At 70.0% G+C, this 19,334-nt stretch carries 19 protein-coding genes and 1 pseudogene; 9 read left to right on the forward strand and 11 right to left on the reverse strand.

All coding sequences use genetic code 11. The features are described from left to right. Positions 1–30 precede the first annotated feature (30 nt). Complete coding sequence (locus GKZ92_RS12885; protein ID WP_155225338.1) at positions 31–1,440, reverse strand: FAD-dependent oxidoreductase; 1,410 nt, start codon at positions 1,438–1,440, stop codon at positions 31–33. Continuing rightward, on the reverse strand, positions 1,440–2,501 hold the full coding sequence (gene hemE, locus GKZ92_RS12890; protein WP_155225339.1) for a uroporphyrinogen decarboxylase: 1,062 nt from the start codon (positions 2,499–2,501) through the stop codon (positions 1,440–1,442). The genes GKZ92_RS12885 and hemE overlap by 1 nt, the downstream gene beginning before the upstream one ends. A 143-nt stretch (positions 2,502–2,644) precedes the next feature. Here hemE and GKZ92_RS12895 point away from each other — a divergent pair, with 143 nt between their 5' ends. The 3 genes from GKZ92_RS12895 (at position 2,645) to GKZ92_RS12905 (ending at position 5,081) form a co-directional block, all read left to right on the forward strand. Next, positions 2,645–3,280, forward strand: a complete 636-nt coding sequence (locus GKZ92_RS12895; protein ID WP_035751407.1) for a DUF3000 domain-containing protein — start codon at positions 2,645–2,647, stop codon at positions 3,278–3,280. Between the two features lie 5 nt (positions 3,281–3,285). Then, positions 3,286–4,572, forward strand: a complete 1,287-nt coding sequence (locus GKZ92_RS12900) for an HRDC domain-containing protein (protein ID WP_006357286.1) — start codon at positions 3,286–3,288, stop codon at positions 4,570–4,572. A gap of 80 nt (positions 4,573–4,652) precedes the next feature. Further along, complete coding sequence (locus GKZ92_RS12905) at positions 4,653–5,081, forward strand: type II toxin-antitoxin system Rv0910 family toxin (RefSeq protein WP_042375783.1); 429 nt, start codon at positions 4,653–4,655, stop codon at positions 5,079–5,081. 48 nt (positions 5,082–5,129) lie between these two features. On the opposite strand, the gene dxs is transcribed toward GKZ92_RS12905, so the two are convergent. The 3 genes from dxs to GKZ92_RS12920 form a co-directional block, all read right to left on the reverse strand. Next, positions 5,130–7,088 carry a 1-deoxy-D-xylulose-5-phosphate synthase gene (gene dxs, locus GKZ92_RS12910; protein WP_006357284.1) on the reverse strand — a complete coding sequence of 653 codons (1,959 nt, stop codon included), beginning with the start codon at positions 7,086–7,088 and terminating at the stop codon, positions 5,130–5,132. Positions 7,089–7,234: 146 nt separating this feature from the next. Beyond that, positions 7,235–8,527 (reverse strand): class I SAM-dependent RNA methyltransferase, encoded by a 1,293-nt coding sequence (locus GKZ92_RS12915; RefSeq protein ID WP_006357283.1) that lies wholly within the window; start codon positions 8,525–8,527, stop codon positions 7,235–7,237. Then, positions 8,524–10,539: an APC family permease gene (locus GKZ92_RS12920; protein ID WP_006357282.1), complete on the reverse strand. Its 2,016-nt coding sequence runs from the start codon at positions 10,537–10,539 to the stop codon at positions 8,524–8,526. The genes GKZ92_RS12915 and GKZ92_RS12920 overlap by 4 nt, the downstream gene beginning before the upstream one ends. 78 nt (positions 10,540–10,617) lie before the next feature. Here GKZ92_RS12920 and GKZ92_RS12925 point away from each other — a divergent pair, with 78 nt between their 5' ends. Next, a complete protein-coding gene (locus GKZ92_RS12925; RefSeq protein ID WP_006357281.1) occupies positions 10,618–11,283 on the forward strand; it encodes a potassium channel family protein in 666 nt (221 codons plus the stop codon). A gap of 43 nt (positions 11,284–11,326) precedes the next feature. Continuing rightward, complete coding sequence (locus GKZ92_RS12930) at positions 11,327–11,989, forward strand: potassium channel family protein (protein WP_035754141.1); 663 nt, start codon at positions 11,327–11,329, stop codon at positions 11,987–11,989. Positions 11,990–11,992: 3 nt separating this feature from the next. On the opposite strand, the gene GKZ92_RS12935 is transcribed toward GKZ92_RS12930, so the two are convergent. Continuing rightward, on the reverse strand, positions 11,993–12,673 hold the full coding sequence (locus GKZ92_RS12935) for a DUF3159 domain-containing protein (RefSeq protein WP_006357279.1): 681 nt from the start codon (positions 12,671–12,673) through the stop codon (positions 11,993–11,995). Further along, the gene (locus tag GKZ92_RS12940) at positions 12,670–13,047 is read right to left on the reverse strand and encodes an OB-fold nucleic acid binding domain-containing protein (protein ID WP_006357278.1); all 378 of its coding nucleotides are present in this window, start codon (positions 13,045–13,047) and stop codon (positions 12,670–12,672) included. Before GKZ92_RS12940 ends, GKZ92_RS12935 begins: the two co-directional genes overlap by 4 nt. A gap of 187 nt (positions 13,048–13,234) precedes the next feature. Here GKZ92_RS12940 and GKZ92_RS12945 point away from each other — a divergent pair. After that, positions 13,235–13,957: pseudogene (locus GKZ92_RS12945) on the forward strand (alpha/beta hydrolase); the annotation flags it as partial. Positions 13,958–13,983: 26 nt separating this feature from the next. On the opposite strand, the gene GKZ92_RS12950 reads toward GKZ92_RS12945, so the two are convergent. Next, on the reverse strand, positions 13,984–14,850 hold the full coding sequence (locus tag GKZ92_RS12950; RefSeq protein WP_006357276.1) for a DUF3710 domain-containing protein: 867 nt from the start codon (positions 14,848–14,850) through the stop codon (positions 13,984–13,986). Between the two features lie 76 nt (positions 14,851–14,926). Then, entirely contained in the window at positions 14,927–15,397 is a 471-nt protein-coding gene (dut, locus tag GKZ92_RS12955; protein ID WP_155225340.1) for a dUTP diphosphatase, read from the reverse strand. A gap of 23 nt (positions 15,398–15,420) precedes the next feature. Between dut and GKZ92_RS12960 the strand changes: the two genes are divergently transcribed. After that, entirely contained in the window at positions 15,421–15,975 is a 555-nt protein-coding gene (locus tag GKZ92_RS12960; RefSeq protein ID WP_035754139.1) for a DUF3093 domain-containing protein, read from the forward strand. A 120-nt stretch (positions 15,976–16,095) separates the two neighbouring features. Here GKZ92_RS12960 and GKZ92_RS12965 read toward each other — a convergent pair whose 3' ends face one another. Then, a complete protein-coding gene (locus tag GKZ92_RS12965) occupies positions 16,096–16,395 on the reverse strand; it encodes a DUF4193 domain-containing protein (RefSeq protein ID WP_005197286.1) in 300 nt (99 codons plus the stop codon). A 444-nt stretch (positions 16,396–16,839) separates the two neighbouring features. Here GKZ92_RS12965 and cei point away from each other — a divergent pair, with 444 nt between their 5' ends. Further along, a complete protein-coding gene (gene cei, locus GKZ92_RS12970) occupies positions 16,840–17,532 on the forward strand; it encodes an envelope integrity protein Cei (RefSeq protein WP_035754138.1) in 693 nt (230 codons plus the stop codon). A 7-nt stretch (positions 17,533–17,539) separates the two neighbouring features. On the opposite strand, the gene GKZ92_RS12975 is transcribed toward cei, so the two are convergent. After that, complete coding sequence (locus GKZ92_RS12975; RefSeq protein WP_006357272.1) at positions 17,540–18,400, reverse strand: inositol monophosphatase family protein; 861 nt, start codon at positions 18,398–18,400, stop codon at positions 17,540–17,542. Positions 18,401–18,531: 131 nt separating this feature from the next. Between GKZ92_RS12975 and ppgK the strand changes: the two genes are divergently transcribed. Continuing rightward, positions 18,532–19,320, forward strand: coding sequence for a polyphosphate--glucose phosphotransferase (gene ppgK, locus GKZ92_RS12980; RefSeq protein WP_035754137.1), 789 nt, complete (start codon positions 18,532–18,534; stop codon positions 19,318–19,320). Positions 19,321–19,334: the final 14 nt, after the last annotated feature.

The following is a 19,334-nucleotide window of genomic DNA, read 5'->3' on the forward strand; positions in this document are numbered from 1 at the left end:
TGGTGCCACCGTGTCCGGCGGGACGAACAGTCAGGTCAGGTCGGTCAGCAGAGCCGACACGGCGCGTCCGGCCTGGCCGATGCAGGCCGGGACACCGACCCCCGCATACGACGACCCGGCGAGCGCGAGCCGACGCGGACGGGACGCGGCGACCTGCGCCATCGTGGCCAGGTGTCCGGGACCGTAGACGGGCAGGCCGTTGGTCCAACGCTGCACGTAGGTGTCGACGACGTTCGGCGATGCGGGTGCCACGCCGGCGGCCCGGCACACCTCGTCGAGATCCTCGAGGGCCTCGGTCCGCAGCCGGTCGTCGACACCGGGTTCTTCGTCGACGCTCGGTACCGGGGCGCCGAACCGGCCGAACGACGCCCGCACCGACACCGGCGCGTCGTCGTGCGACAGGTGTCCCCACTTCTGTGAGCTGAGCGTGAACGCCTTGGCGCGCAGACTCTCCCCGGTCCCGACGAGAACGCCGGAGTGATCGGGTACCGGCGTCCCGGGGGCCAGCGCGATCGACACCACGACCGACGACGCACCCCGGACCGCACGTAGCGGGGCGGCGAAGTCGGGTAGCGAACCGCGCAGGAGATGCCCGGCCTGCCACGCGGGGATCGCGAGGATGACACCGTCGTAGTCCCGGATGTCCTCGCGGGCACCGCCGGCGACATCGAGCGTCCAACCGGTGGCGGTCGGCTCCAGGCCGCGGACGTACGAGCAGAGTTCGGGTTCGACGGCCGCGGCGGACCGGAGCGCGTCGAGCAGGACCCGGTAGCCACCCACAAGAGTGCCGAACACGGGACCCGAACCGGTGGCGTCGGCGACGAGGCCGGAAACGGCCGCGGTCAGGTTGGGCGCACCGCCGTCGAGACGCGCCACGAGGGCCGGGAGCGCCTCACGCAGACCGATGTCGGCGGCGAGGCTCGAGTAGACGCCGCCCAGCATGGGATCGACGCTGCGGGCGACCACGGACGGACCGAAACGGTCGGCGACGAGGTCCCCGACCGTCGGGTCCGCGGACGCGTCCCAACTCCAGGGACGATGCGGCTCGGTGCGGAGGAGTTCCAGGTCGGCGGGGTCGGCGAGATCGGCGACCGCCTCGGGGGTCGCGGGGATTCCCATGAGCGCCGGGGCCGGCAGTGGGTGCAGGCGGCCGCCGGACCACACCGACGGACGCCGGCCGGTCGGTGACACGACCCGGTCCCCCAGACCGAGTTCGTGGACCAGGCCGAGCGCTTCGGGTCGTCGGACGATGAACGCCTCGGCCCCGACGTCGACCGACTGGCCACCGACCGTCGTGGTGTGCAGGATGCCGCCGAGCCGCTCGCTCGCCTCGAGGACGTCGATCTCCGCGTCGGCGCCGAGTTCGCGACGCAGCCGGTACGCCGCCGTCAGGCCGGAGACACCTCCGCCGACGACCGCGATCCGGCGCCGGGCAGCCATCAGAGGCTGTGGATCAGTTCGACGACGCGGGTGAGGACGTCCGGGTCGGTGCCCGGCAGCACGCCGTGGCCGAGGTTGAAGATGTGGCCGATCGCGCCGGCCGCGAGCGCCCGGTCACCGTCGGCGACCACACGACGCACCTCGCTGTCGACGACCTCCGGTCCCGCGAAGAGCATCGTCGGGTCGAGGTTGCCCTGGACGGCCTTGCCGGGGCCCACGCGACGGACGGCCTCGTCGAGCGGCACCCGCCAGTCGACGCCGATGACGTCGGCCCCGACATGGGCCATGGGCGCGAGCAGTTCACCCGTCCCGACACCGAAGTGGATGCGCGGAACGCCGTATCCGGCGACCTCGGCGAGGACGCGGGCGCTGTGCGGTGCCACGAAACGCTGGTAGTCGGCTGCCGACAGCATGCCCGCCCAGGAGTCGAAGAGCTGGATGGCGTCGACGCCGGCCTCGAGCTGGACCTGCAGGAAGACGATGGTGATGTCGGCGAGGCGGGCCATCAGCTCGGCCCAGGTCTCCGGGTCGCCGTGCATCATCGCCTTGGTGCGCTCGTAGTTGCGGCTCGGTCCGCCCTCGATGAGGTACGACGCGAGGGTGAACGGTGCACCCGCGAAACCGATCAGCGCGGTGTCGCCGAGTTCGGCGAGCAACAGTTCGATGGCGCGGGAGATCGCGCCGACCGAGGCGGGTTCCAGGCGCGGGATGCGGGAGACGGCGTCCGCCGACCGCACAGGTTCGGCGATCACCGGACCGGTGCCCGCGACGATGTCGAGGTCGATGCCCGCGGCCCTGAGCGGGACGACGATGTCGGAGAACAGGATCGCGGCGTCGACGTCATGACGACGCACCGGCTGCATGGTGATCTCGCAGACCAGCTCGGCGTCGAAGCAGGATTCGAGCATGCCGTGGTTCGCGCGGATGGCGCGGTACTCGGGCAGCGATCGGCCCGCCTGCCGCATGAACCACACCGGACGGCGTGACGGGGTCCCACCCGTGGCCGCGGCGACGAGCGGCAGGTGCGACCGATGGACCCGGGTACCAGTTACGTTCGACATCACCGCTCACTCTGCCATGTTCGGCGATCTGACCCGCCCCGGGTCGCCTCGCGCCACCCTTCCCGGTCCGCGTCCCCATTTCTGGGGCCGGTGACTCGGCGCGCCTCCGCCGCTGCCAGGCACGACACACCTACGGTCGAACGGTGACTTCCTCGGGAGCTCCGGACGAGCCTGCTGATTTCCGCGCGGCGGTGGAGTCGCTGCATGCTGCCCGCGTCCGCCGTGAGATCGAGGTCGGCCCCATCCGCCCGCCGCAGCGGCTGGCGCCGTACAGCTATGCGGTCGGCGCCGAGGTGCGCCCGCCGGACGACCCCGACGTCGTCCCCACCGATTCTCAGGGCACCGCCTTCGGACGGCTGATCCTGTTGTACGACCCGGCCGGCCAGGACGCCTGGAACGGGACGATCCGCCTCGTCGCCTACCTGCAGGCAGAGGTCGAGGCCGCCCTGGCGATGGACCCGCTGCTGCCCGAGGTCGCCTGGAGCTGGCTGTCCGACGCCCTCGGCGTGCCGGTCGGTGAGAGCAGCACCCCCGCCTCCCCCAACGGCACCGCACACCGCATCGAGGTGACCGCCCTCGGCGGCACCGTGACGTCGACGACGTCGGTGCGCTACGGCGACATCGCCGGACCGCCGCGCGCCCACCAGCTCGAGGTCCGGGCGTCGTGGACCGCGCTGACCGCCGAGGGTCTCAACGGACACCTCGAGGCGTTCTGCGAGGTTCTGTCGTCGGCTGCCGGCCTCCCGCCGACGGGCGTGACCCAACTCGGCGCGACGTGAGCACTGTGGACACACCACCCGAGAACCGAGCAGCCGAGAACAACCCCCCAGGGGACGAAGCCCCCGAGGTCGAGCCGTTGCTCGCCCCCGCCGGCGGTGTCCCGCCGGTGCTCTCGACCGCGGCGGAGTTCGCCGACGCCGCGCGAGCACTCGCCGCGGGCGAGGGACCCATCGCCGTCGACACCGAACGCGCCTCCGGTTACCGCTACTCCCAGCGCGCCTACCTGATCCAGATCAAACGACGCGGCTCGGGCAGCTTCCTGCTCGACCCGATCGCCGATCCCGAGGCACTCGCCCCGGTGATCGACGCGCTACGCGGGCCCGAGTGGGTGCTGCACGCCGCCGATCAGGATCTCCCCTGCCTACGCGAGCTCGGCTTCGAATGCGTCGAGCTGTACGACACCGAGCTCGCCGGGCGCCTGCTCGGCCTCGCCAAGGTGAACCTCGCCGCGATGGTCGCCCAGTTCCTCGGGCTCGGCCTGCTCAAGGGTCACGGCGCGGCGGACTGGTCACGACGACCGCTCCCCGACGACTGGCTGAACTACGCCGCCCTCGACGTCGAGGTGCTCGTCGAACTCCGGGACGCGATGGACGCGGCACTGGCCGAGTCCGGCAAGGACGGCTGGGCCCGCGAGGAGTTCGCCTACGTGCTGTCCCGCCCGCCGGCCCCCCCGCGCACCGACCGCTGGCGCAAGACCTCCAACATCCACACCGTGAAGTCGGCTCGTGCACTCGCGGCGGTCCGCGAATTGTGGACGGCGCGCGAAGAATTGGCGGAGCGCCGGGACGTCGCTCCGGGTCGCGTCCTGCCCGACACCGCGATCGTCAACGCTGCGACCGTCGACCCGAAATCGAACAGCGAACTGACCCGCCTGCCGGTCTTCGGTGGCCCTCGCCAGCGTCGCCAGGCCGGGATCTGGCTCAGCGCCCTGCAACGGGCCCGCGAACTCCCCGACAGCGAGTTGCCGGCCCGCAAGACCACCGGCCCCGGGCTTCCCCCGGTGAGCCGCTGGGAACAGCGCAACCCGGAGGCCGCGGCGCGGATGCAGAAGGTCCGCCCGGCGCTCAAAGAGGTCGCCGAGCACCACACCCTCCCGGTGGAGAACATCCTCGCCCCGGACGTCGTCCGCCAGCTGTGCTGGGACGGACTGGCCGAGCCCGTCACCACCGAGGCGATGGACGCACACCTCACCGCCGCCGGAGCTCGTCCGTGGCAGCGGCAGCTCAGCGTGGACGCGTTGACCGAGGCGTTGCGCGAGGCCGGGACGACCGAGACCACATCGTCGGAGTAGCCCCGCTCCGAGTTGGGTAAGAGACCCTCCGACAGGCACGACCTCGCAACAGGCACGACCTCACGGAATGGGAGCACTCAGTGGCCACAGTCTCCGTCGGCATCGACTCTGACCTCGACCCGGGCGCAGCCTGGGCACTCGCCGGCAACCTCTCGCGCTTCGACGAGTGGATGACCATCTTCGGCGGGTGGAAGTCCCCGGTCCCCGACTCGATCACCGAGGGGACGAAGGTCTCGTCGCTGATCAAGGTGAAGGGGTTCCGCAACGTCATCCACTGGACCGTCGTCCAGTACGACGAACCACGGTTGATCGCACTGTCCGGCACGGGCCGCGGCGGGATCGACATCGACCTCGCGATGAAGGTCGACGAGATCGTCGACGGCTCGCACTTCGACCTGTCCGCCGACGTGTCCGGCGGTCTGCTCAACGGACCCGTCGGGCGTCTCGTCGCCAGGGTGCTGGAATCCGATGTGCACAAGTCGATCTCGAATCTGGCCACCCTGCGCTGAGATCGATGGTCACAGGTCGGCGCCGACCTCCGGCGCCGACCTGAGGCATCAGTCCTCGGCGCGACTCTGTGCGGGATCCGCGGGGCTCTCGATCTGGCGCTCCAGCGCCGGACCGGCCTGCATGCCCGACACCGTCGCGGTGATCGAGCGCGCGAGATCCTGGGCGGTCAGACCGAGGTCGCCGAGGATCTCCCCGCGCGAGGCATGTTCGATGAACGCCTGCGGGATTCCCTTGATCTGCACCGGAACAGTCACCTCGGCCGCCGAGAGTGCTCCCGCGACAGCCGATCCCACTCCGCCGCTGACGCAGCCGTCCTCGAGGGTGACGACCAGGCGGTGACGACGGGCGACCTCGACCACCGAGGTCGGCACGGGCAGCACCCAGCGCGGGTCGATGACCGTGGCCTCGATGCCCTGCTGCCCGAGACGTTCGGCGGTGTCGACGGCGAGGCTGCAGAAGGCACCGACCGCCACGATGAGCACGTCACCGGAGGCCGGGCCGAGATCGCGATCGCTGCGGTGAAGCACGTCGACCCCGTCGTCGAGACGTTCGACCGCGCGGATGTCTTCGGGGACAGCACCTTTGGAGAAGCGGAGGGCGGTCGGGCCGTCGTCGGTGCCGAGCGCCTCGTCGAACTCCTCGCGCAGCCGGACCGCGTCCCGAGGCGCGGCGACCCGCAGACCGGGGACCATCGCCATGAGCGAGAGATCCCACATGCCGTGGTGGCTCGGGCCGTCGGGCCCCGTGATGCCCGACCGGTCGAGGACGAGGGTGACCGGCTGCTTCAGCAGCGCGACGTCCATCAGGAGCTGGTCGAAGGCGCGGTTGAGGAAGGTCGAGTAGATGGCGACGACCGGATGCAGGCCGCCGAGAGCCAGGCCGGCCGCCGAGGTCATCGCATGCTGTTCGGCGATACCGACGTCGAACATGCGGTCCGGGTAGCGCTCGCCGAACGGCGTCAGGCCGGTGGGGCCGGGCATGGCCGCGGTGATCGCTACGACGTCGGGGCGGTTGGCGCCGGCGTCGAGCAGCGCGGCCGAGAAGACCTTGGTCCAGTCCTGCGGTGCGACGCTGGTGGGTCGCCCGGTGACGGGGTCGATGATGCCGGTGGCGTGCATCTGGTCGGCGACGTGGTTCTCGGCGTGGGCGTAGCCCATACCCTTGCGGGTGACGGTGTGCACGATGACCGGTCCGCCGAAGTCGTGGGCGTGCCGCAGTGCCGACTCGACGGCGTTGATGTCGTGTCCGTCGACGGGGCCGACGTACTTGAGACCGAGGTCGGTGAACATCGCCTGGGGTGCGAGCAGGTCCTTGAGACCGCTCTTCATGCCGTGGAGGACCGCGTAGGCGGGTTCGCCGACCACGGGCATCTGCTTGACGACGCGGCGGCTCTCGTCGAGGAACTTCTCGTAGCCGGGTTGCAGGCGCAAACCCGACAGGTGGCTCGCGAGACCGCCGATGGTCGGGGCGTAGGACCGGCCGTTGTCGTTGACGACGATCACCACGGGACGGTTGCAGGCGGCGATGTTGTTGATCGCCTCCCAGCACATGCCGCCGGTGAGCGCGCCGTCGCCGACCACCGCGACCACGGTGCGGTCGTTCTGTCCGGTCAGCTCGAAGGACTTGGCCAGGCCGTCGGCGTAGGACAGCGCGGCCGAGGCGTGGGAGGACTCGACCCAGTCGTGCTCGGATTCGGCGCGCTCCTGGTAGCCGGTCAGACCGCCGCGCTGGCGCAGATGATCGAAGCCGTCTTTGCGGCCGGTCACGATCTTGTGGACGTAGCACTGGTGGCCGGTGTCGAAGAGGATCGGATCGTGCGGCGAGTCGAAGACCCGGTGGATTCCGAGGGTCAGTTCGACCACGCCGAGATTGGGGCCGAGATGACCGCCGGTCGCCGCCACCTTCTCGATCAAGAACGTCCGGATCTCGGAGGCGAGAGTCTCCATCTCCGCTTCCGACAGTGACCGCAGATCGGCCGGCGAGCTGATCCGGTCGAGCACACCCATCGTTTCCTCCATCACGTGATGCCCCCGGGAACCCCGGTTCGCGATTCCGGGAGAAACCCCCCCGGCTCATAACCCGTCAGTCTACGGAAGCATTCGGCACGACCCCGCCCCTCGGATGGTCGACGACCTCACTCGGCGGGTGGAGCTCAGACCGGAACCAGGCACGCGATGGCCTCGACATGGTGCGTGAGCGGGAACGCGTCGAAGCCGCGCACCTGCGCGACGCGATATCCGGCACGGGCGAAGAGACCGAGATCACGTGCGAAGCGGGCGGCATCACAGCCGACGTGCGCCACCACGGCCGGTTCGGCGGCCGCGATCGCCTCGACGACCCGCTCGCCGGCGCCGGTGCGCGGCGGGTCGAGGACGACGACGTCGGGCGCCGCCCCGAGGTCGTGGACCCGGGCCGCCACCTCACCCTGATGGGTGACCACGCGATCGCCGTCGGCGTCGAAGGTCCGGGCCGCGGCCGCCAGTGCGCCCGCGTCGGAGTCGACGATGTGGACCTCCTCGAGGCCCGTTCGGTGGTGGTCGAGCAACGCGCCGGCGAAGACCCCGGCGCCGCCGTAGAGGTCCCATGCGACCCGCGGGCCGGTGCCGAGATGGTCTCGAACAAAGCCGACGACGGTGTCGGCGTAGGTCTGCGGCGCGGCGCGGTGCGCCTGCCAGAACCCGGTCACCGGGATGTCCCACGACCGGTCACCGACGCGATGCACCGCGGACTCGGCGCCCTCGACGACCACCTGTGCGCGGGGTCGGGAGCGGCGGCGACGGTTTTGCTGTGCGCGGCGTCGGGCGTCACCGTGCCGGACCTCGGCGACGGGTGCGAGTTCGGTGATGTGGCGGGTGCCGTCGGCGTCGAGGACCACGGCCAGTTCGGCGTGCGGGGTGAACCGGCGGCCGGCGAGGTCGTCGACCATTCCCGGCGCCGGCTGCACGCAGACGTCGTGGATCACCGCGGAACCGCGGAACGCGTGCTGTCCGGCGCGACCCCGTCCGTCGACGGCCAGCCGTGTCCTGATGCGCCAGCCGGTGTCGGTTCCCGGCAACCGGTCGACCCCCCGCGTCGCGAGGTCGGTGCCGGCGATCGTCGCCTCGTCGAGGTGACCGATCCGGCTCAGGACGTCGAGCAGCACGGCCTGTTTCAGGTCGCGCGCGTGCCCCGGCTCGATGTGCCCGAGATCGCAGCATCCCGCTCCCCCGGCCGCCGCCGGGCACACCACCGGAACCCGATGAGGGGACTCGTCGAGGATCTCGACGGCCTCGGCACGCCAGTACGAGTCGTGGCGGTCGTCGGTGATCTCGGCGACCACGCGTTCGCCCGGAATCGCGCCGCGCACGAACAGGACCCGACCGTCGGCACGTCCGACCGCCTCCCCACCGTTCGCGGGACGATCGACGGTGACCTCGACGCGCCGCGTCGGTGCCGGGGGTGTCACAGTGTGCGCTCCGATTCGCCCAGGGCGCGGCGGGTCTCACCCGGCGCCCAGTACCTCTTGGTCTCCTTGCGGCGGTCCGACGACGTGAGCTGCCAGGGCACCGAGGTCACCATCACCCCGGGTTCGAACAGCAGGCGTCCCTTGAGCCGCAGCGCGGATTGATTGTGCAGGATCTGCTCCCACCAGTGTCCGACGACGTATTCGGGTATGAACACGGTCACCACGTCGCGCGGGGACTCACGGCGGATGCGTCGCACGTAATCGATGACCGGCCGGGTGATCTCGCGGTACGGGGAGGCGATGACCTTCAGCGGGACCGTGATGTCGCTGGCCTCCCACTCGGAGACGAGTTTACGGGTGTCCCGGTCGTCGACGTTCACCGTGATCGCCTCCAGGACGTCCGGTCTCGTCGCCCGGGCGTAGCGCATGGCCCTCTTGGAGGCCATGTGCAGACTCGACACGAGAACGATCGAATGCGTCCGGCTGGGCAGCACGCCCTCGTCGTCGGTCTCGGCCCGGTCGAGCTCGCGCTGAACCGACGCGTAATGGTGGTGGATCAGCTTCATCAGCACGAAGATCGAGACCATGGCGAGCACCGCGATCCAGGCACCGGCGGTGAACTTCGTGATCAGCACCACCACCAGGACCGTGGCCGTCATCACCAGGCCGACCGAGTTCACCACCCGCGACTGCATCATCCGCCGCCGGGCACTGGGGTCGGTCTCGGTGCGCAGCAGTCTTGTCCAGTGCCGCACCATGCCGGTCTGACTCAACGTGAACGAGACGAACACGCCGACGATGTAGAGCTGGATCAGCGCGGTCACCTGCGCCCCGAACGCGACCACGAAGACTATCGCCGCGGCCGCCAGGAACAGGATGCCGTTGCTGAACGCGAGGCGGTCGCCACGGGTGTGCAACTGTCGCGGCAGGTATCGATCCTGCGCCAGGACCGAACCGAGCACCGGGAAACCGTTGAACGCCGTGTTCGCGGCCAGCAACAGGATCAGCGCGGTGGCCACCGCGACGAAGAAGAAACCGGCCGGGAACGAGTCGAAGACCGCGTGAGCCAGCTGCGCGATCATCGCCTTCTGCTGGTAGCCCTCGGGGGCACCGACGAGGTCCTTCGACGGGTCCATCACGTACTTCGCGCCGATCTCCTGGGCGAGCATGACGATGCCCAGCAGCAGGGTGATCGAGAATGCGCCGAGCATGAGGAGGGTGGTCGCGGCGTTGCGGGACTTGGGTTTCCGGAACGCGGGGACACCGTTGCTGATGGCCTCGACCCCTGTCAGCGCGGCACATCCGGAGGAGAACGAGCGCGCGACGAGGAAGACCAGCGCCAGTCCGGTGAGGTTGTCCTGTTCGGCGACGATACCGAAGTCGGCCGTCTCCGAACGGATCTCCTCGCCGAGGACGAAGATCTCGGTGAACCCCCAGACGAGCATGCCCAGCACGCCGACGATGAAGGCGTAGGTCGGGATGGCCAGGAACGCACCGGATTCCTTGATGCCGCGGAGGTTCACCGCCGCCAGGATCAGGATCGCGCCGACGCAGAACCAGACCTTGTGCTCGTTGACGAACGGCACGGCCGAACCGATGTTCTCCGCCGCCGACGTCACCGACACCGCAACCGTCAGCACGTAGTCGACGAGGAGAGCGCTGCCGACCGTCAGGCCGGCGTTGGGGCCCAGGTTGACGGTGGCGACCTCGTAATCGCCACCACCCGACGGATATGCGTGCACGTTCTGCCGATAGCTGGCGACCACGACCGCGAGGACCACCGCGACGGCGACGGCGACCCAGGGGGTGAACGCGAGCGCGGTGATACCGGCCACCGACAGGACGAGGAAGATCTCCTGGGGCGCGTAGGCCACCGAGCTCATCGCGTCGGACGCGAAAACCGGGAGGGCGATCCGTTTGGGGAGCAGAGTGTGACCCAGCTTGTCGCTGCGGAAGGGCCTGCCGAGCAGGAGGCGCTTCGTCGCGACGGACACCTTGGAGACGGTGGACACCAGGCAACCCTAGAGCGTCCGCATCGTGGCGGGTAGGTTCGACTCGCGGCACGCAGGTCGCGTCAGGAGAGGAATGTCGTGCAGGTAGTCATCATGGGTTGCGGGCGCGTCGGATCGTCGCTCGCGATGGCGATGCAGAAACGCGGACACGACGTCGCGATCATCGACCGGGACCCGTCCTCGTTCGCCCGGCTGTCCACCGATTTCGCGGGCCGCACGATCACCGGCGTGGGCTTCGACCGGGACATCCTCGTCAAGTCCGGGATCGAGCACGCCGACGCCTTCGCCGCGGTGTCCTCCGGCGACAACTCCAACATCATCGCCGCCCGCGTGGCCCGGGAGACCTTCGACGTCGAGCGCGTCGTCGCCCGCATCTACGATGCCAAGCGTGCCGAGGTGTACGAGCGTCTGGGCATTCCGACCGTCGCGACCGTGCCGTGGACGACCGAACGTTTCGTCTCCGCGCTCGGCGAGACCGCGACGGCCGAGTGGCGTGACCCGTCCGGTTCCCTGGCCGTCGCCGAGATCGACGTCGACGAGTCGTGGATCGGGGTGTCGGTCGCCAAGTTCCAGGAGCAGACCGGCGCTCGCGTGGCCTTCCTCAACCGGGTCGGCCGGCCGATCCTGCCCGAGTCCAAAACCGTTCTCCAGCAGGACGACGTGGTCTACGGCGCCGTCCTGCTCGACCACCTGGCCGACGCGCGCAGCATCGCCGCGGGACCGTTCACCCAGGCCGAGTCCTGAACACCCCGGAACACCAGAGCCCCGAACACCGAGGAGTCATCCTGTGAAGGTCGCCATCGCCGGAGCCGGCGCGGTCGGGCGCTCGATCGCCCGCGAACTCCTGGTCAACTCGCACGACGTCACGCTGTTCGAGCGCAAGGCCGACCACATCGACCCGGACTCGGTGGCGGGCGCCAAGTGGATCCTCGCCGACGCCTGCGAACTCGCGAAACTCGAAGACGCGCAGTTGCAGACCTTCGACGTGATGATCGCCGCGACCGGCGACGACAAGGCCAATCTGGTCGTGAGCCTGCTGGCCAAGACCGAGTTCGCGATCAACCGCGTCGTCGCGCGGGTCAACGACCCGCGCAACGAGTGGCTCTTCGGTGAGGACTGGGGCGTCGACGTCGCCGTGTCGACCCCGCGCCTGCTGGCCTCCCTGGTCGAGGAGGCGGTATCGGTGGGTGACCTGGTCCGCCTCATGACCTTTCGCCAGGGACAGGCGAACCTCGTCGAACTCACCCTGCCGTCGAACACCCCGATGGCGGGCAAGCCGGTACGCAAGCTCGAACTCCCGCGCGACGTGGCTCTGGTCACGATCCTGCGGGGCGGGCGCGTCATCGTGCCGCAGAGCGACGACCCGATCGAGGGCGGCGACGAGCTGATCTTCATCGCCCCGTCGGAGGCCGAACCTGCCCTCTACGACGCCATGCAGATCACACGCTGACGATCACGCGCTGACGGTCTCTTCCTCGCGGACCGCGCGGCGGACGAGCAGGACCGTCGCGAGCACCGCGAGAGCCGTGAGCGGCCATCCCATCGCGATCCGGGTGAAGGCCAGCCATCCGGTGGCACCGAGGTCGTAGAGCTCGGACTGGGCGAGATACCGCGCCGCGAAGACCAGGGCCCACAGGGCGGTGGCGATGTCGTAGGCGCGCAACGTCCGACGATGCTTGCGCCAGGCGGTCCCCTGCCCGTTGACGAGGTGCCAGGCGACACCGATCAGCGGCCAGCGCACGACGATGGAGATCACGAACACGATCGCATAGGTGAGGGTGGTCCAGATCCCGAAGAGGAAGTATCCCTTGGCGTCCCCCACCCGGTTGGCGATGAAGACGCAGATCGCCACGCCGAGAAGGCCGGAGATCGCCGGGGAGAGCCCTTCGCGGCGGACGAGCCGCACTCCGAAGACGAGGGCCGCGGCGGTGAGCGCGGCGACGATGGCGGCCGTGAGGCCGAAGAACGAGTTGACGGGGACGAACACGACGACCGGGACGGTCGAGTAGATCAGGCCGGAGACGCCGCCGATCTGTTCCAGCACCGTGGGGGCCGGCTCGAGGCCCGGTTCCTGCTCGACGTCGTGGTCGGCGGACTCGTCGTCCGACCTGCCGGTGTCACTCGTGGGTGTCACTCGTCGTCGCTGCCCTGCAGCTCGTAGTAGGGGTTGTAGATCACCTTGTGGCCGTCCTGCAGGGCGAGTCGGCCCCGTACGGTCACCTTGCGGCCGGGTTCGATGCCGGCGATGCGATTGCGGCCCAGCCACTTCAGCATGACGGTGTCGGAGCCGTCGAAGAACTCCGCCTTCACGCCGGCCTTGGCCGTGCGTGAACAGGTCTCCACCGCGCGCAGCTCGCCGTGCATGGTGACCTCCTCGCCGCGGGTGCAGTCCGACGCGCGTTGTGCGCCCGTCGCCTTCGACTCCTCGGCGATTCGCTCCGCGTCGACGTCCCCGAGGTCTTCGGTGAGTCGGCGGGTCAGTCGCTTGAGATAACCAGCTGTGGGCATCCCAACCTCCCAATGGATTTCAACCGGCGCCAGGGCTTCCGCCGTAGCGTCCGTGGCCACCGAACGAATGATCGGTGGCTGTCCGCCAGCGTAGACCCGGCACCCTCCGGTGACAACGTGGACGACTGGGGCGCACCCGCAGTCCCGGGACACCCTAAGGGATGATCTCTGGGTGCCTCGCATCCGGATGACAGTTGATGCCGTCGTGGACAGTCCGCAAACACGAAAACCCACCGCGCTGGTGGTGATTCCCGGGACCGGTTCCGATGCCGACCACGTCACACGTGCCTTCGGTCACGCCGCCGCGACGCTCGGGGTGGAGCTGGTGGCACTCGAGCCGACGTCGGCTCTCGTCGACGGACACCGTCGAGGCCTCGACCGCGCGACGGCCGAGCACGACTGCGTTCTGGTCGGAGGAGTGTCGATCGGCGCCGCGATCGCCCTCGAGTGGGCCCTCGCCGACCACGTCGGACGTTGTGCGGGCGTGTTCGCGGCCCTACCGGCCTGGAGCGGGGACGCCGACTCCGCGCTCGCCGCCGCGAGCGCACGGGCGACCGCCGACGCGATGGAACGGAACGGACTGGAGGCGACGGTCGCCGAGATGGCGGCGAGCAGTCCGGACTGGCTGGCCGAGGAGCTGTCCCGTTCCTGGCGCAGACTGCACCCCGAGGTCATCGGTCAGCTGCGTGACGCGGCGCGCTACTGCGCCCCGACACCCGCACGGATAGCCGGGCTCACCGTTCCGCTGGCACTCGTCGCGGCGCCCGACGACGCGATCCATCCGATCGCCGTCGCCCGAGCCTGGGAGGACGCAGCACCGCATTCGGCGCTGGTCGAGGTCACCCTCGAGGGGTGGGGCCGTGATCCCGCGCTGCTCGGTGCGAGTTGCCTCGATGCATACCTACGCGTCGAGCCGTCGGCCGGGCCGCAGCGGGATCAGCGCCGACGGAAGAAGCGCTGCATCGCCGAGCCCGACGACGGCGGCAACGGAGCGTCGTCCTCGGGGTCCGGGTCGGCGGTGACCGACGGGTCGTCATGTCCACCCGACCCGCCCCCGGCCGGGGTCTCGGTGTAGGAGTTCTCGCCGTAGACGGTGGCGTGTGCGACCTGGTCCAGTGCTCCCCCGGCAACCCCGTCCGATTCGTCGGCGGCCGGGACCTCGGGGGCGGGCGCCTGGGCCTGCGACCCGGCCCCTGCCTCCGCCTCCGCCTCGGCGAAGATCTGCTGTTGCGCGGCGGCCACCTGGTCGGCGAGCACCGGCGGCAGCACGATCGGGAGGGGTTCGCGCGGCGGGTGCGGCTCGGAACCGCGACGCACGACGGTCTCGGCCAGCACGGCCCGGCTCAGGCGCGCGAGATCCTCGGCGCTCTCCGACGGACCGCTGCCGACACAGCGCACGAGCCACCGCGGGCCGTCGACGCCGATGAAGCGGTGCGTGCCGCCCTCGACCTCGGCCACGACCTCACGGCCCCAGTGGCCGTCCTCGATGCTGGTGGCCGCACCGCCGTCGCGCAGCGACTCGGCCAGTTCGCGGACCACCTCACGCCACATCCCCGGCGACTTGGGCGCCGCGAAGGCACTCACCGAGATCCGGCCGATCGGGGTGACCAGGTAGACGTTCTGGGGCTGGTGGGTCTCCGACATCTCGACGGTCACCTGCCCGCCCTCGACCACCGGCACGAGCACGGAGCCCAGGTCGAGATGGGAGTTCTCCAGCTCGCTCGTCTCCGTCGCGAGGGCGTCGATGTCGTAGGGGCCCAGTGCCTGTCCGACCCGCAGTTCGTCCGAACCGTTATTCGTCATCGCCTACTCCTCGTTGATCCGCATTCGTGTTGAAGATTAATCGACGCGGGGGCAGACGACGCCCGGCGTGTCGCGCTCAGCCCAGGACGGCGTGGCCGCCGCTGGACCCGTATCCGCCGTCGCCGCGGCTGGTGTCGTCGAGTTCGTCGACCTCCACGAAGTCGGGCAGCTCGACGCGCTGCACGATCAGCTGCGCGATCCGGTCACCGCGCGAGATGGTGATGGACTGCTCGGGGTCGAGATTGATCAGGCAGACCTTGATCTCCCCGCGATACCCCGCGTCGATCGTGCCGGGCGTGTTCACGATGGACAGGCCGGCGCGGGCGGCCAGCCCGGAGCGCGGATGGATCAGCCCGACGGTGCCGAACGGCAGCGCGATCGCGATCCCGGTGCCGACCAGCTGCCGGCGTCCCGCGGGCAGCTCCAGGTCGATCGTCGAGCACAGGTCCACGCCCGCATCCCCGGGATGAGCCCGGGTGGGCAACGGCAGATCGGGGTCGAGTCGACGGACCGCGATGGGCGGCGGAGGGGGGAGATCTGGGGTCACGCACGCAGACTACGCTGGTCAACGTGACCGCACCTCAATCGCCTGACAACACCGGCGGCACGTCGGAGAATCCGGCGACGCGCCGCGACTCCGGGTCCGCGGACCTGTTCGACGAGCGCCTGCACGTGCCGTGGTGGTGGTGGCTGGCCGCCGCCGTCGTGACCGGCGTGGTGGGCTACGAGATCCAGTTGTCCGCCCACGGCAGCAAGTGGAGCGTGATCGGCTATGTCGTCACCGCCATCCTCGGTGTCCTGGTGCTGTGGTCGATGGGCCGCACCCGCGTCCGGGTGACCGCCGACCGCGAACTGCAGGCGCATCGTGCGCGTCTGCCGCGGGCCGTCGTCGCGCGCGGCGCCTCGATCCCGGCGACCGCCAAGAGCGCCGCCCTCGGCCGGCAGCTCGACCCCGCCGCCTACCTGGTGCACCGCTTCTGGGTGAAAACCATGGTCCTCATCGTCCTCGACGATCCCGACGACCCGACCCCGTACTGGCTGGTGTCCACCCGTCGCCCGGCCGAGCTGCTGGCAGCGCTCGACATCCCGGACGCCGCCGCGGATCGCCCGTCGACGACCGCCTGACGACACCGGGACGTCACACAGGACACGACGAAGGGGCCGCGCCTGATGGCGCGGCCCCTTCTTCGTCAGGCCCTGTCTGTCAGGGACTCGTCGTGCTCATCCGCGGGTGATCCGCGGAACTCACGCGCAGTCGACGCAGATCAGCGAGTTGCCGTTCTCCTCGGCCAACCGGCTACGGTGGTAGACGAGAAAGCAGCTGGTACAAGTGAATTCGTCGGCCTGCTTCGGGATGACCCGGACCGACAGTTCTTCACCGGAGAGATCGGCCCCGGGCAGTTCGAAGGACTCCGCGGTGTCGCTCTCGTCGACGTCGACCGCCGCGGACTGCGCCTCGCTCCGACGGGCCTTCAGCTCCTCGAGCGAGTCTTCGTTGAGGTCCTCGGCCTCGGTGCGTCGTGGCGCGTCGTAATCAGTAGCCATTGTGTGCCTTACTTGTTGCGAGTGTGAGGGGGCGCTCTCGGTTCCGGCTCGGCCGTCACCAGGGGTGTGCGCACGACTCCGCCGGGATTGTCTAGCCGGTGGGGTCACTACAACACCGGCTCGAGCGCAATTCGTTCCCGAGAATCCGGCGTATTGTGTGACTTCGGTCACGGTTCGATGTCGGCTGCACCCCGAGTCTGGAAGCGCGAGCGCCCGAAGAATAGACCACGTCCAGTCAATCGTCAATGCGGCACCGCGGATTTGTCCGAAATCGGGCGTTTGACGCAGGTCGGGCCCGTAGGTGAGGTCACGACACGGCACCGGCGGCGAGGCTCGCACCCGCGGCGCGATCGACCCTCTAGAGTGTTGCGGAGATCGCGCGGGGCGTCGTTCCCGGTGCAGTACACCCGCTCGTGAGTTTCCCCAGTGAGGAGTCGTTCCACGGTGGTCTCGAAGATTACGACCGGCTACCCGACCGACGAACAGGGCCGCCCGTACCCGCGCCGCCGGTATGCCCCGGCGATCATCACGGTGGTGGTCCTCATGGTCCTCGGCGTGATCGTCTGGGCGGTCGTGCTCGGCAGCGACGACAGCGAATCGGTTCCCACGGCTTGTAATCAGCCGTCCCCGGCAACCGCCACGGAGGCCGGCGCGCCGGAGCCGGCGGAGCCGCCGGCCCTCACCCCGGTCCCCCGCGACGAGATGCTGGAGGTCGCACCCGCCGCCCTGTCGACCTTCCAGGTCCGCGTCCTCAACGCCTCCGAGGAACGAGGCGCTGCCCGATCGGTGTCCGAGGACCTCGCGGCCCAGGGCTTCACGCCGGCCGTCGACACCCCGTTCGCCGACGATCCCGTCTACGTCAACCGGGATCTCAACTGCGTCGCGCAGATCCGGTTCGGTCCTGCGGGCCGCGCCTCCGCCGCGGCCGCCTGGCTGGCGTTCCCCTGCGCGCAGCTCGTCGACGACGGACGCCGGGGTACCGCGGTCGACGTCGCACTCGGTACCTACCACTCGGGTGGTGAGCTCTCCCAGGACGCGCAGGCGGCGCTCGAGGCACTGCGGTCGGCCGATCCCACCAACCCCGAGACCGGTGCCGATCCCGCCCTGGTGAAGGCGGTCCACTCGGCCCCGTGCTGAGTTCGTCCTAGACCAGCGGTTCCCGCGCCCCGACCTCGTCCAGCAGTCCGAGGAACTCGTCGGCGATACCCGGTGCGACGGCCACGGTGATGTGCCCCTCGTCCGCCCGGGAGTCCGGCGGCGGGGTCACCACGACCGCACCCGCCTCGGCGGCGATGAGACCGCCCGCAGCCCAGTCCCAGGGACTCAGGCCGTGTTCGTAATGGGCGTCGACCGCGCCGGAGGCCACCATGCACAGATCGAGCGCCGCGGCACCGATCCGCCGGATGTCCCGCACCTTCGGGAGCAGCTCCGCGACGATCCGTCCCTGCGCGCGCCGACGGTCGGCTGCGTAACCGAAACCCGTTGCCACGAGGGCGAGTTCCGCACGGTCGACAGGATTGCAGCGCAGCGGCACTCGGTCGCCGTCACCGTCGGCGACCCAGGCACCGCCGCCCAGAGCGGCCCCGTAGACGACCTCGCGCGCCACGTCGACGACGACGCCGGCGACCGAGCGGCCGTCGACCTGCGCCGCCAGCGACACCGCGTAGGCGGGGACGCCGTACATGAAGTTGACCGTGCCGTCGATGGGGTCGACCACCCAGCGCACACCGGACGGGACGGCACGACTCCCGCCGTGCTCCTCCCCCAGGACCTCGTCGTCGGGCCTCGCCTGGTGCAGGAGCTGCCGGATGAGGCGTTCGGTCTCGGTGTCGGCGACGGTGACCGGATCGGTTTCCGTCGACTTGGTCGACACCGGGTTAAGTGCCGGTGTCGCACCGAACAATTCGGGTCGGCGGCGTCGCACGTGGGCGGCCGCCTCCTGCGCCACGTCCACCGCGATGGCGGCCAGTTCGTCCACCGGAATTGTCTGATCCACGTGTTCCATGTCAGCACATCGGCGGCCGGGACCGTTCACCGGTGAGGCGAAGCAACGCATCTGGAGGGATGCCGCGCGTGCGGCGGCGGGCGCCGATAGCCTGATGTCGATCACCGCCGGCCGCCGAAGGGGACTCCGCCATGACCGACACGCCCGCCACCGACAGCTCGCCGACCCCCAGGAATCCGGGCTTCGGCGTCGACGTCGGCGGCTCCGGGATCAAGGGCGGCATCGTGGATCTCGACACCGGCGAACTCGTCGGCGAGCGATTCAAGGTGCTCACCCCGCAGCCGGCCACCCCGGAGGCGGTCGCCGCCGCGGTCGCCGAGGTCGTCGCCCACTTCGACTGGGCCGGTCCGGTCGGCATCACCCTGCCGGGCGTGGTCACCGAGGGCATCATGCGGACCGCCGCGAACATCGACAAGGCGTGGATCGGCACCGACGTCTACGAGCTGTTCAGCCGCCACCTCGGCGGGCGCGCGGTCTCGGTGCTCAACGACGCCGACGCGGCCGGGATGGCCGAGGACGCCTACGGCGCGGGCAAGGGCGTCGACGGCGTGGTGATGCTGCTGACGTTCGGCACCGGCATCGGCTCGGCGATCCTCATCAACGGCAACCTCGTGCCCAACACCGAGCTGGGTCACATGCAGGTCGGCAAGAAGGAGGCCGAGCACCAGGCGTCGTCGCGGATCAAGGAGGAGAAGGACTGGTCCTACGAGAAATGGACCGAGAAGGTGTCCGACGTCCTCAAGGCCTACGAGGCGCTGTTCTGGCCCAAGCTGTTCATCGCCGGCGGCGGCATCAGCCGCAAGGCCGACAAGTGGATTCCCCTGCTCACCAACAAGACCCCGGTCGTGCCCGCCACGCTGCTGAACACCGCCGGTATCGTGGGCGCGGCGATGGCGGTCTCACAGGGCATCAAAACCTAGGCCGCCGCGTCGAT

This window comes from Gordonia sp. 135, from assembly GCF_009720185.1.
Classification (GTDB): Bacteria; Actinomycetota; Actinomycetes; order Mycobacteriales; family Mycobacteriaceae; genus Gordonia; species Gordonia alkanivorans.